This is a genomic window from Providencia sp. PROV116 (assembly GCF_028482485.1).
In the GTDB taxonomy this organism is placed as follows: domain Bacteria; phylum Pseudomonadota; class Gammaproteobacteria; order Enterobacterales; family Enterobacteriaceae; genus Providencia; species Providencia rettgeri.
Map to the genome: position 1 here is coordinate 100,540 of NZ_JAMPQO010000010.1, position 13,764 is coordinate 114,303.

The window sequence follows — 13,764 nt, forward strand, 5'->3', positions numbered from 1 at the left end:
ACCCGTATGAATAAGCAGAAAATGACGACCGCTCAGGCGTTGGTTAAATTTTTAAACCAACAATACGTTGATGTTGATGGTGAGCAATATCCGTTTATTCAGGGAGTATTTACGATTTTTGGCCATGGTAATGTTGTGGGTTTAGGTCAGGCGCTTGAAGAAGCGCCTGGTCATCTACGCGTTTATCAAGGATGTAATGAGCAAGGTATGGCGCACATTGCGACGGGTTTTGCTAAACAAAAAAAACGTAAACAAATTTTTGCTGTGACATCTTCAGTCGGCCCCGGTGCCGCAAATATGATTACCGCAGCAGCAACGGCAACTGCCAATCGTATTCCATTATTATTGTTGCCAGGGGATACCTTTGCGACTCGTCAGCCCGACCCAGTACTGCAGCAAGTCGAACAATACGGTGATGGGACTATCAGTACTAATGATTGTTTTCGCCCGGTTTCACGTTATTGGGATAGGGTTTCACGGCCTGAACAACTGATGGCGGCGATGGTTAATGCCATGCGAGTGTTAACTGACCCTGCGGATACTGGCGCGGTAACCATTTGCCTACCTCAAGATGTTCAAGGCGAGGCGTGGGATTACCCCGATTATTTTTTCCAAAAACGCATCCATCGTATTGAACGTAGACCACCGACAACGGTGAGTATCGAAGAAGCCGTAAATTTAATTCGTGGCAAGAAAAAACCATTGCTCATCTGTGGTGGTGGGGTACGTTATTCCGAAGCTCACGACGCATTTTTGCAATTTGCGGAAGATTACCGTATTCCATTTGGCGAAACTCAAGCAGGTAAAAGTGCCATCGTTGCTAGTCATCCCTTGAATATGGGCGGAATTGGTACAACAGGTGGGTTAGCGGCAAATTTGTTGGCTAAAGAAACCGACTTAGTGATTGGTGTGGGAACACGTTTTACGGATTTTACCACCGCCTCTAAGTCGTTATTTAGTCATCCGAATGTGATGTTCTTAAATATCAATGTTGCGGAGTTTGATGCAAGTAAGTTAGATGCATTGAAAGTGGTCGCAGATGCCAAAGAAGCGTTACAAGCACTGAGTGTAAAATTGAAAGATTCTCACTATGAAGCTCAGTGGGGGGATGAAATTCAGCAGGCTAAACAACAGTGGAAAAATGAGCTGGAGCGCTTGTTTAGTATACAGTATCGGCCATTAGATTTTGTCCCTGAAATTGCAGGCCATCTTGATGACAAGCTTGAAGAGTACCGTAAAACGCTTGGTACAGAATTGGCGCAAACACGGGTGCTAGGCTTGATGCAGCAATACATGGAAGACGATGCCATTATTGTCGGGGCTGCAGGTTCATTACCGGGTGATTTACAACGTATTTGGCTACCAAAACAACGGGATACATACCACCTTGAATATGGCTATTCATGCATGGGGTACGAAATTGCCGCTGCTGTCGGAGCTAAAATTGCTGCGCCAAAACAACCTGTTTATGCGATGGTCGGAGATGGCTCTTATTTAATGCTACACAGTGAGCTGCAAACTGCGATTCAGGAGAATATTAAGATCACCATCTTATTGTTTGATAACGCGGGATTCGGCTGTATTAATAATCTGCAGATGAGCCAAGGCATGGGAAGTTTTGGTACAGAGAACCGGCATCGAAACCCACAGACGGGGTTGATGGATGGGCCGTTAGTGAAGGTCGATTTTGCTAAAAACGCAGAAAGCTATGGCTGTAAAAGTTATCGGGTACATGATGAGGAACAATTGATTGCTGCACTGAAAGACGCGAAGTCCCATTCGGGCTGTGTATTGATTGATATTAAAGTACTTCCGAAAACAATGACCGATGGTTATGAAGCTTGGTGGCGCACAGGAACGGCTCAAGTTTCTAAAAAGCCTCAAATAGTTGCTTCCGCTGAAAAAATTAAAGAGATGGTTGAACATAAAGTTCGTCTTTATTAATCAACATATTGCGCTAGTGCCTTATAGTGTCAAAATAACTCGACGGTGTTTTACCGTCGAGGAATGTTTTTCGTTTTCTTAATGAGTCAGATGTGTAACTAAGTAGGGTAGTTACTGGAAACTTAGCAGGGATTGCTTTGGTTTTTATTTGCATAGTGGTTATCACTTGCCGTTCTATATTCGTCATACTTCAAGTTAAATGGGGATAGCGTTACGCTCATCGCCAACACAACTCGAATCATTTTGGATTATATACCCAGCTTTGGCTGGGTTTTTTTATGGTTTTTATAGTTTGAAAATTTATTTATTGAAATATATGTTTTATTGCGAGGTAGGGAAAGAACAAAAAAGAAGTTATGGAAATTTAATATGCCAACAAACACAGACTTTATTGTTAAATGCTATTCGCTTGCATTGTCAATTTGTGATCTGAATAACACTAAAAATACACTTTAATATAACATTTGTTATCTAGAGCCCAAAAATATAATTTTCAAAAAATTATAAATTGAAATGAACGTTTTATTTGGTATATTCCGTAATATCCAAATAGTGGATTTAAGGTATCAAGGAGCATTTGAATGTTCAATATAGCACTATTCGGCGCAGGACGTATCGGACAGGTTCATGCTGTTAATATTGCCGGCCATAAAGAAACCAAACTTTATTCTGTCATCGACCCTTATCAACCGAATGCGGTTGCCTTGGCTGAAAAATACCAAGCAAAAGTACAGACGACAGAAGAAGCAATGCAAGACCCTAATATACAAGGGGTTTTAATCGCTTCAGCCACAGATACTCACGCTGATTTAATCGAACTCGCAGCCAAACATAAAAAAGTGATCTTCTGTGAAAAGCCTGTTCATCTCGACCTTGAGCGTGTGAAACAGTGTTTAAAAAGCGTGAAAGAACATGATGTTCCACTGTTTATTGGTTTTAATCGTCGCTATGACCCTCAATTTCGCCATTTGAAAAATTTATTCCAACAAGGCGCTATTGGTAAAGCAGAATCTTTGATTATCACGTCTCGTGATCCGTCACCACCACCTGCGGAATACGTCAAAGTCTCCGGTGGTATGTTCAGAGATATGACGATTCATGATTTTGATATGGCGCGCTTTATGATTGGCGAAGAGCCTTGCTCTGTCTACGCACAAGGCAGCAATGTTGTTGACCCTGCTATCGGTCAAGCAGGTGATATTGATACCGCGTTTATTATCTTAAAATTCCCATCTGGCGCAATGGCGACCATTTCTAACAGCCGTCGTTCAGGTTACGGTTATGACCAACGCATTGAATTACATGGTGAAAAAGGCTTATTAACGGCAGGTAACATTAAAGAGAATAGTGTTGCGCTGTTAAGTGAAGTTGGATGCTTATCCGCCAAGCCAGAGTATTTCTTTTTACAACGTTACCATGAAGCATACCAAGCAGAGTGGCAGCATTTTGTTGATATCTTAGCAGGCCGTGCGGAATCTGAAACGACAGGTACCGATGGTGAATTGGCTTTATATCTTGCAGACAAAGCGCTGGAATCATTAAAAACAGGTAAAGAAGTTAAATTGTAATTAATACGGTAATACTATTTAACTTAATTATAGACTTGCGGTTAAAAATCTATTTTTGGCCGCAATAGTAAATATATTCATTTATCAATGAGTATATAAAATACTGACCTTACTTTTATTTAATACTCTTTAGGCTTTCAATATTCTGAGATTAATTGAGGCTTTTTATAATCTTACTTTCTTTAATTTAACTGATGTATTTATCGTTTTAAATTCGTGAAAACTATTTTCAAAGAGTTTATCGATCAGGCCTAAAGCTAGCAAAGTAGCGATTCAAACCAGAGTGCCAGAAACTTATTTCATTATTTAACATTTAACATTAAACATTTATTTAAATATTGAAAAATTGTTTTTTTGGTAAGACATAATGATTCAAATAATAAGGTAATAATATGTCATTAATCATGAATCTCAATCAACAACAGAGAAAAAGGTTGCACCAAATAACCTTGGTTGCAACCTTTGGTGGATTACTATTTGGTTATGATACTGGCGTCATTAACGGTGCATTTTCATCACTGAAAGAAAATATGGGCTTAACACCAACCACGGAAGGGTTGGTAATGAGCGTCCTATTAGTGGGCGCGGCATTAGGCAGTGTTTGTGGTGGACGTGTAGCAGACTTTGTCGGGCGCCGTACTTATTTGCTTTACCTCTCATTTCTGTTTTTATTTGGGGCATTTTTATCTGCGGCGGCTCCAAACATTGAAGTTCTTCTTATTGCTCGGTTTATATTGGGGTTTGCGGTGGGCGGGGCTTCAGTGACAGCACCGACATTTATTTCGGAAGTGGCCCCGACTGAAATGCGGGGAAAACTTACCGGACTCAATGAAGTTGCTATTGTTATCGGGCAGCTAGCGGCATTTGCTATCAATGCGATTATCGGTTCTATTTGGGGTCATCTACCGGATGTCTGGCGTTATATGTTGTTAGTGCAGGCGGTACCTGCATTGTGCCTATTATTTGGTATGTGGAAAGCACCTGAAAGCCCACGCTGGCTAATGAGTAAAAACCGTCGTGAAGAAGCGCTGAAAATTTTAAAGCAAATTCGCCCTGAAAAACGTGCTATTCAAGAATATGAAGATATCGTGACCTTATTAGATGTTGAAGCTGCGGAAGCTAAACGTCATCCGAATGCCAATAAACAAAATTTAGCGTTAATTTTTAATACGCCTTGGATTTTTAAATTGGTATTAATTGGGATGGTGTGGGCGGCATTACAGCAAACGACTGGGGTTAACGTTATTATGTATTATGGTACAGAAATTCTCAAAACAGCGGGTTTTTCTGAACAAACTTCTTTAGTTTTCAACGTATTAAATGGTGTTTTTTCTGTTGGTGGTATGGTGATAGGGGTACTATTCCTTGTTGACCGATTTAAACGTAAGACACTGATTGTTGGTGGTTTTGCTCTAATGGCATCATTACACTTATTAATTGCAGCAACAGACTACTTCTTAACCGGGGATGTTAAAGCAACATTAATTTGGTTACTTGGCGCGGTGTTTGTTGGGGTTATGCAAGGAACAATGGGCTTTTTAACTTGGGTAGTACTTGCAGAGCTATTTCCACTTAAAATCCGCGGGTTATCTATGGGGATCTCAGTCTTCTTTATGTGGATTATGAATGCGATTGTGAGTTATTTATTCCCTGTATTACAAGCAGAACTTGGTTTAGGTCCAGTATTCTTAATTTTTGCGGTAATAAACTACTTAGCTATCGTTTTTGTGGTGAAGTTATTACCAGAAACATCAAACAAATCATTAGAGCAATTAGAAGAAGAGCTCTCATCAATGTAATTATTACTTATTGGTGGTGTGAATATACCTAATTAACTTAATCGAGGGTTGGATATGATAGAACAACTAACCACAAGTAATTTGCATTTAGGTTGTCAGGCAAGAAATAAAGCTGAAGTACTCAACATGGTGGGTACGGAATTTAAAAATAAAGGTTATGTTGATAGGGATTGTGTACATTTCTTAACGGAAAGGGAACAACAAATATCAACATTCTTGGGGAATGGTATTACGTTGCCACATCTACCTAAGTCCGCCAATGATATTATCTTGCATACTGGTGTTGAAATTTTTCAATTCCCTGACGGGGTGATATGGGACCGGACCAATGTGATGTTTATCGCAATAGGCGTGATCGCAAAGTCAAGAGAACATATTGATGTACTTAGGGAAATTGCATTGATTTTCAGTGATGAGTTTATTGCCAATGCATTGTCTTTGACGTCAAGTAAAGAAGAATTTTTAAGCATTCTTCATCGCTAGTTTTGGGGGTTGAAGATAGTATGGGATCTTTACCTGATCCCATACTCAATAAATTTCATCTTTAGTTATTCTATTTCATTTCATTCCACGTCATGACGCTTCTATTGTTTTTCCCTTCTGTAAATTTAATATTTATTTTCTTATATATTAATTAATTACATTAAAAATTCACGTTAGATCACATAATGAAATTAATATTCCCAACAATATTGAAAATGAAACGAATGTTCCGTATAACATGATTATTGAAATAAAAATCTGGAACAAGTATTAGGCCAGCCATTGTGTTACAGAAAATGAGCGAGAGGTAGAACAGATGAAAGAGATCCGTATCGGGATGATAGGTACTGGCTATATAGGACGAGCTCATGCCATTGCTTATGCACAAGCAGCAACCGTTTTTCCATTACAGGGGAAATTGGTTCGTGAAATGATAGCAGAAATTACCCCTGAGTTAGCACAGACCCGAGCTCAGGAAATGGGATTTAATCGTGCAACCGATGACTGGCGAAAATTAGTTGCAGATCCAAATATTGACGTGGTGGATATTTGTTCGCCTAATTTCCTGCACAAAGAAATGGCAATGGAGGCAATTAAGCACGGTAAACACGTTTATTGCGAAAAACCATTAGCGCTCAATTCTGAAGATGCCAAAGAAATGGTCGAAGCGGCTAAAAAGGCGGGTGTCTTAACGTTAGTGGGTTTTAACTATATGAAAAACCCTACCTCTCAACTAGCCAAAGAGATCATTGCAAATGGCGAAATTGGAGAAGTTATCCATTTTTATGGCACCCATAATGAAGATTATATGGCTGACCCTAGCGCGCCGATTCACTGGCATTGTTTTAAAGAAAAAGCTGGCCTAGGTGCTCTGGGCGATTTATCTGCACATATTATTAATATGGCGCAATTCCTCGTAGGGGATATTGAAACCGTTTGTGGTGATATGGAAATCGTCATTAAACAGCGCCCAGAAAAATCGGGTTCAGCCGTTATGGTTATGGTTGAAAATGAAGATCAGGCGCATGCCATGGTGCGTTTTGCTGGTGGCGCAATGGGTGTCATAGAAACTTCACGAATCGCAGCTGGCCGTAAAATGGGGCTAACCTATGTGGTGACTGGCACCAAAGGAACACTGTCTTTCACCCAAGAAAGAATGGCAGAGCTAAAGCTCTATCGTCATGATGAACCTAGTAATCGTCAAGGTTTTAAAACCATTTTTGTGGGGCCAGAGCACCCGGATTATGCGCCATTTTGTAATGGTGCAGGCCATGGTATTGGCTTTAATGACCAAAAAACAGTTGAAGTGCGTGATTTAATTGATGGCGTTGCAACAGGGCAGCCAATGTGGCCTGATTTTGAAGAGGGCTGGAAAGTATCACGAATATTAGACGCGATAGCACGTTCATATGATGAACAACGTTGGGTTAACGTTAAAGAAATCAATTAATTCTGTTGTAGTTAAGGGGTAATTAATGGATAAGCAGAAGAAGTTAGATGTTATCTGTATGGGCCGTATTGCCGTTGACCTGTACGGACAACAGATAGGTTCTCGTTTAGAAGATGTGAGTTCGTTTGCCAAATATTTAGGCGGCTCTTCTGGAAACGTGGCATTCGGCACTGCAATACAAGGATTAAAATCGTCAATGCTTGCCCGTGTGGGGGATGAGCACATGGGACGCTTTTTACGTGAGGAATTACAGCGGGTAGGCTGTGATACCAGCCATCTTATTACAGACAAAGACAGATTAACGGCATTAGTTATCTTAGGGATCAAAGATCAGGATACTTTCCCATTAATTTTCTATCGTGATAACTGTGCAGATATGGCGATTACGCCAAATGATTTTACGGAAGAATATATTGCATCCGCACGTTGCTTGGCAATTACAGGAACGCATTTATCGAATCCGAAAACCCGCGCGGCCGTATTGAAAGCGTTGGAATATGCTAAACGTAATAACGTCAAAACAGCCATTGATATCGATTATCGCCCAGTCTTATGGGGGCTGACCTCTTTGGGGGACGGAGAAACGCGCTTTATTGCTTCTGATAGCGTGACTGCGCAGCTACAAGAAGTATTATCGCAGTTTGACCTGATTGTTGGTACCGAAGAAGAGTTCCACATTGCTGGTGGCACAACGGATACCGTTCAAGCCCTTAAAAATATCCGTCAATTAACGGATGCAGAACTAGTATGCAAACGTGGCTCTCTGGGATGCTCTGTATTTAGCGGTGCGATCCCAGAAACATTGGATGAAGGGATCACTGTTCATGGTGTGAGAGTTGAAGTACTTAACGTATTAGGTGCTGGCGATGCATTTATGTCTGGTTTACTACGCGGTTATTTAAACGGTGATGGTTGGGAAAAAGCCTGTGCTTATGCGAACGCTTGTGGGGCTTTAGTGGTTTCTCGCCATGGCTGTGCACCTGCAATGCCAACAAAAATCGAGTTAGATAATTACCTTGAACGTGCTGCGGCAGTACCACGTCCAGATCTCGATCCTATACTCAACCATCTACATCGAGTGACTTCACGTAGCACACAGTGGAATGAGCTCTGTGTTATGGCATTCGACCATCGCATCCAATTTGTTGATATGGCTCGTAATGCTGGTGCTGATATTTCCTGTATTCCTTATTTGAAGAAATTGATTTTCCGTGCCAGCAGTGAAGTGGCGCAAGAAGCAAATTTACAAGGTAAAGCTGGGCTACTTTGCGACAGTACCTTTGGCCAAGACGTATTGAATGACGTGACTGGTCGTGGTTGGTGGATAGGCCGTCCAATTGAGCTACCGGCATCAAGGCCATTGTGCTTAGAACATGGCAATATCGGTTCTCAGCTGATCAGTTGGCCAAAAGAGCATATTGTGAAATGTTTGGTATTTTTCCATCCAGAAGACAACCATCCCCTGCGTTTAGAGCAAGAAAAAACAGTTCAAGAAGTTTACAGCGCTTGCTGCCAATCAGGGCATGAATTATTGCTTGAAGTGATATTACCCGCAGATATGGAACGCAATGATGAACTGTATTTACGCGCAATCAAACGCTTCTATAACTTAGGTATCAAGCCTGATTGGTGGAAATTACCACCACTACAAGCAGAAAATTGGGATGCGGTTGACCGATTGATTCAAGAGCGCGACCCATATTGCCGCGGTGTCGTACTCTTAGGGCTTGATGCGCCACAAGCTGAGTTACAAGCGGGTTTTAATGCCGCAGCTGGAAAATCCATCGTCAAAGGATTTGCTGTTGGTCGTACCTTATTTGGTAAGCCTTCGTTGGAGTGGATGAAAGGTGAAATCAATGACGATGAGCTGGTTCAGAAAATCAAAACTAATTACTTAAACCTGATAGCCCTATGGCGTCAGCGTAAATAATATTACTTTTACCTACACAGGAGCTTCATCATGGCAATCCAACTTGGTATTAACCCGTTGACATGGACGAATGATGATTTACCCACTTTAGGGGCAGAAACATCTCTAGAAACATGTTTAACTGAAGGCCGTCAAGCAGGTTTCGCTGGTTTTGAATTAGGTAATAAATTTCCACGCAAAGCGGAGATTCTAGGGCCGATTTTAAAACAGCATGACTTACAACTGGTTTCAGGCTGGTATTCGGGAGAACTATTATCTCGCAGCGTGGAAGAAGAAATTGAAGCGGTACAAGGGCACTTAGCGTTACTGCGTGATTTAGGCGCTAAAGTGATGGTGTTTGCAGAAGTGACCAACTGTATTCATGGCGACCAAAACAAACCTGTTCATATGCGTCCATTGTTCCCAGCCGATAAATGGGAAGAATACGGTAAGAAACTGACCGAATTCGCGAAATATACCTTATCTCAAGGCGTGAAAATCGCCTATCACCACCATATGGGAACCGTGATTGAGTCAGCAGAAGATGTTGATAACCTAATGAAGCACACGGGCGATGAAGTTGGTTTATTGCTAGATACTGGCCACTTAACCTTTGCTGGCGCAGATCCGGTTGAAGTGGCTAAACGTTGGGCAAAACGGATCAATCACGTACATTGCAAAGATGTCCGTGCAGATGTCCTAAAAGATGTTAAAAACCGTAAAACCAGCTTCTTAGATGCCGTATTAGCCGGTGTGTTCACGGTACCGGGTGATGGTTGCGTTAACTATCCTGACGTGTTTAAGGTATTGAAAAATAGCCAATATGAAAATGGCTGGCTGGTAGTTGAAGCAGAGCAAGACCCTGCGATTGCGCATCCATTAACTTATGCCACATTGGGTTACAACAATTTGTCTAAGTTTGCTAAGGATGCGGGTTTAATCTAAATCGTCGTCATATTTCAGTCTGTGGCGTTGTTGGCTTCGTTTGCCGACTCTAGCCACAAACTGAACTATTTGATAGATGAAATGGTTAGTGACTAAAAAGAATTGCCTATCTAGAATCTAAAAAGTGTCAGAGGAAAGTTATGTCAAAATTATTGTCGAAATACCATGCTCCAGATGCACATAAGCGTACTCAGCATATCACTCCACAAATCGCTAACTGGGGTTATGTTCACTTTGATGTTTACGAATTAAAACAAGGTGAGTCTATTTCCTTACCTGCTTCTGAAAATGAAATGTGCTTAGTCTTAGTCGCAGGTAAAGCGACGATTAAAACAACTAATCAAACGTTTGAAAACATTGGCGACCGAATGGATCCTTTCGAACGTAAAAAACCCTATGCTGTGTATGTGACAGCCCAAGAGTTTGCTGAGGTCATCGCAGATACCGATCTTGAATTGGCCGTTTGCAGTGCTAAAGGAAAGGGCACCTATCCAACACGTTTAATTGGTCCAGATGATATTGGTGCAGAGCAACGTGGCCATGGTTATAACAAGCGCTACGTGCATAATATTTTACCGGATGATAAAGCCGCTGACAGCTTATTAGTCGTGGAGGTCTTTACAGATGAAGGCTGCACCAGCTCTTATCCAAGCCATAAACATGACACCGATAATGAACCCAATGAAACTTATCTAGAAGAAACCTATTATCATCGTTTAAATCCATCTCAAGGTTTTTGTATGCAGCGTGTTTACACTGACGACCGCGAGTTAGATGAGTGCATGGCGGTATATAACAAAGATGTTGTTATGGTACCAAAAGGGTATCACCCAATGGCGACAGTGGCTGGCTATGATAACTATTACCTTAATGTGATGGCGGGACCAACACGTAAATGGTTATTTACATGGGAAAAAGACCATAACTGGGTGAACAGCGAAATCTATGCAGCGAAACATCGTGAAAAGTAAGTTAAAAACAGCAATATGTGAATGAATTAAGTTCTGTTATCTATCTTTGCCGGTAACTATTTACCGGCTTTTTTATGCTTAAACTTAATAGGCTGCGGTAAATTGTTGGCGAATAAATTGTGAATTATTCACTTCATCAAGAATAGCAACTGCAAAGTCTTCAACAGAAATTTTAGCGGGAGTATTACCATTCATTAATAATTGATTCCCGCCAAGCCGGAAGGTTTCTGTTCTTTCTCCTTCTTCAAGCATGGCGGCAGGAGAAACGTAGGTCCAATCTAATGAATCAATGGATTGTAATTGGTTTTTAAATTCTCTCATTGCTTGGGCGCCAGGCTTTATTTCAGCGGGAAAATCAGGGGAGTCAATTAAATCAATACCTGCAGTGGTTTTTAGACTTCCTGCACCACCCACCACAATGAACCGTTTGACCATGGATTTTTGTACAGCATGTAAAATTGCGAGGTTACCCGCAACAGTATCTTGATACAAATTAGGGTTCTGCCAGCCGCCATTAAACGCGCTGATAACCACATCCTGCCCCTTAAGGCGTGAGGTTAACCATGGAATATCGGTGATATCTCCTGCAGCGGTGATTAAGTGAGCGTGTTGAGATAGTTGATTACTATGACGAGAAATCGCTGTTACTTGGTGATGCCTAAGTAGCGCTTCAGCGACTAATACTCTGCCAACAAAACCTGTTGCGCCAATAATCGATATTTTCATCTTCAGTTCCTCTTTGCTTGAATGTCACACTCAAGAGTAATGATACTGATAGGGCTAGGCTTTAGGACTAAGACTTCTTTTCCCAATGTGTTCTTTTTTTGAGTATAGAACAGACGTTCTTATTGGGGAATATGCTTAATTTTATTTCGTTTCTCTAAATAACTTTAAAATAATACTCGTCATGATGGCGATGGTTCCTCCTAAGGCGGTTTCAAGAACGCGGTCAAACAATAATTCATAGGTTGGGTGACGCCAATATATAACGAGCTCAAGAATAGATAAAATTAAGCTTGTCACGACAAATGTCATAAACGTATATCCATGATGAAAACTCATTGGCATTAAAAAGGCGAATACCACAACTGCAATTAAACCGATGTATGGCATAAGTGGTAGGTTGAATAAAAAATACAGCAATAAAACAGAAATAAGGCTGCCTAAGACTCTCTGCAAAGTAATTTTAACGATGCTTTGTGATTTTGGATGCAATACAAAAACAAAGGTCAATAATGTCCAATAAAAGTGCCCTAGATCTATACTGCGTGGAATGGCAAGTGCGAGTAATAGCCCTAAAGCATAAATCATCGAACGGGGAATAATATTTTTTCTCAACGTAAACAAATTTTGTTCAACTAAAGCACTCGTAATAACGCTATGGCGTGTCATTTTATGACTAAGGAGATAATACGTGATTAGCGTTACTCCACTGCCAATAATAAAACCTAACGCCAAACTTCTTGATATATCAGGTAAAATGGTGCCAATTGTCGACATGATAATCATAAACTTCATCGTTAAATCCATTGCGGGATCTGTGCCATACAATTGGTAATAAATGAACGAAAAAATGGCGAGATAAATATAATACGCCGTACCAAGCCGCAGGGTATCACCGATAAAAATAGCCACTAAAATCATCAATAAACAACAAGCGGTGTAAGCATAGTTTTTATATTCTTTTGCTGCATTGAATAAATTAAATGAATACAGTGTTGAGAATGTCGCCCACATCGCTGCTTGCGCATCTAAAATCACAAAAGCAGTTGCGGCACTAAAAAACATACAGCTGGTAAAAATAATCCCATCATGAATAGCAGGAAACGTTCTCATAATTCGATGCTCGTAAATAGAAGCTTAACTCATTAATTAATAACGTAATTAAATATTATACGGTGTGAAATTTCAAGGCAATCACTCAGTATTTATGACAAGTTACCATTAAATGGTATCAGTGGCGTTGTTAGTATTGATATTCTGTTTTTATGTGACAAAAAAGGCATAATAGGGAAGAGCAGTCGTAGCAATCATAAAGGTAATAAAATGCAAATAATCAATCCTCATGATTTTGTTTGGGTCAGCAGTAATAATGATGTCGCGATAGAATCGCTTCCTGAATGGGTTGGCTCACAATGGAACAGTAAATTACCGTTGACGGTATATCGAAATAAAGCGGATGAGAATAAACTGACTGTTGCAATTCGAGGAATTAAGCCACACCAACGCATCACGACACAAATTGAAAAATCGGCAATCACGCACATTATGAATGTGGAATCCTTGGTGGCAAATTCGGTGGAACTACAACGTTCCATGTTTATCGCTTTACCACCTGTGCAGGTTTTATGGATCATTTCGCAGACTAAATGGCCTTGGCAATGGGGAGTCACAGGCAGCTGTGCTTACACTTTAGCGACAGATATCCAAAGTATGTTGTCAGACTGCGACCTTGATGTGGTCATTCGCTGTCCGAACCCTCAAGAAAAAGAAGATTTTGCTGAGTTTGCTATTAAGGCGAATACACCCTATTGCCCAATCGATATCCATGTTGAAACGCCGAAGGGTGGGTTTTCATTAGCAGAGTGGTTTAAAAATGAACAGGTTACATTACACACACCACTTGGCGATATTATGACGGCAGACCCATGGGATGAAAAATTATAGCTGCTGTTTGTCTGTTAAATATCCGACT

The 13,764-nt window shown here is 40.7% G+C and carries 11 protein-coding genes; 9 read left to right on the forward strand and 2 right to left on the reverse strand.

Annotated features, from left to right (window positions below; all coding sequences use genetic code 11):
• Positions 1 to 6: 6 nt before the first annotated feature.
• From iolD to iolB, 8 genes are all read left to right on the forward strand, one after another.
• Positions 7 to 1,944: a 3D-(3,5/4)-trihydroxycyclohexane-1,2-dione acylhydrolase (decyclizing) gene (gene iolD, locus PSE72_RS07565; RefSeq protein ID WP_110732113.1), complete on the forward strand. Its 1,938-nt coding sequence runs from the start codon at positions 7 to 9 to the stop codon at positions 1,942 to 1,944.
• Between the two features lie 581 nt (positions 1,945 to 2,525).
• Positions 2,526 to 3,512 carry an inositol 2-dehydrogenase gene (iolG, locus tag PSE72_RS07570; RefSeq protein WP_004913306.1) on the forward strand — a complete coding sequence of 329 codons (987 nt, stop codon included), beginning with the start codon at positions 2,526 to 2,528 and terminating at the stop codon, positions 3,510 to 3,512.
• A 392-nt stretch (positions 3,513 to 3,904) separates the two neighbouring features.
• Positions 3,905 to 5,311 (forward strand): sugar porter family MFS transporter, encoded by a 1,407-nt coding sequence (locus PSE72_RS07575; RefSeq protein WP_004913304.1) that lies wholly within the window; start codon positions 3,905 to 3,907, stop codon positions 5,309 to 5,311.
• Positions 5,312 to 5,365: 54 nt separating this feature from the next.
• A complete protein-coding gene (locus tag PSE72_RS07580; RefSeq protein ID WP_115166858.1) occupies positions 5,366 to 5,794 on the forward strand; it encodes a PTS sugar transporter subunit IIA in 429 nt (142 codons plus the stop codon).
• Between the two features lie 316 nt (positions 5,795 to 6,110).
• Positions 6,111 to 7,244, forward strand: a complete 1,134-nt coding sequence (locus tag PSE72_RS07585) for a Gfo/Idh/MocA family protein (protein ID WP_115166859.1) — start codon at positions 6,111 to 6,113, stop codon at positions 7,242 to 7,244.
• Between the two features lie 25 nt (positions 7,245 to 7,269).
• Entirely contained in the window at positions 7,270 to 9,174 is a 1,905-nt protein-coding gene (locus tag PSE72_RS07590) for a bifunctional 5-dehydro-2-deoxygluconokinase/5-dehydro-2-deoxyphosphogluconate aldolase (RefSeq protein ID WP_115166860.1), read from the forward strand.
• Positions 9,175 to 9,204: 30 nt separating this feature from the next.
• Positions 9,205 to 10,098: a myo-inosose-2 dehydratase gene (gene iolE / locus PSE72_RS07595; protein ID WP_004913294.1), complete on the forward strand. Its 894-nt coding sequence runs from the start codon at positions 9,205 to 9,207 to the stop codon at positions 10,096 to 10,098.
• A 140-nt stretch (positions 10,099 to 10,238) separates the two neighbouring features.
• Complete coding sequence (gene iolB, locus PSE72_RS07600) at positions 10,239 to 11,069, forward strand: 5-deoxy-glucuronate isomerase (protein ID WP_004913292.1); 831 nt, start codon at positions 10,239 to 10,241, stop codon at positions 11,067 to 11,069.
• A gap of 84 nt (positions 11,070 to 11,153) precedes the next feature.
• Here the strand turns inward: iolB and PSE72_RS07605 are convergent, their stop codons facing one another.
• The gene (locus PSE72_RS07605; RefSeq protein ID WP_115166861.1) at positions 11,154 to 11,795 is read right to left on the reverse strand and encodes an NAD(P)-dependent oxidoreductase; all 642 of its coding nucleotides are present in this window, start codon (positions 11,793 to 11,795) and stop codon (positions 11,154 to 11,156) included.
• 141 nt (positions 11,796 to 11,936) lie between these two features.
• Positions 11,937 to 12,905, reverse strand: coding sequence for an FUSC family protein (locus tag PSE72_RS07610; RefSeq protein WP_004913289.1), 969 nt, complete (start codon positions 12,903 to 12,905; stop codon positions 11,937 to 11,939).
• 210 nt (positions 12,906 to 13,115) lie between these two features.
• On the opposite strand from PSE72_RS07610, the gene PSE72_RS07615 reads away from it, so the two are divergent.
• Positions 13,116 to 13,736 (forward strand): malonate decarboxylase holo-ACP synthase, encoded by a 621-nt coding sequence (locus PSE72_RS07615; RefSeq protein ID WP_004913285.1) that lies wholly within the window; start codon positions 13,116 to 13,118, stop codon positions 13,734 to 13,736.
• Positions 13,737 to 13,764 lie beyond the last annotated feature (28 nt).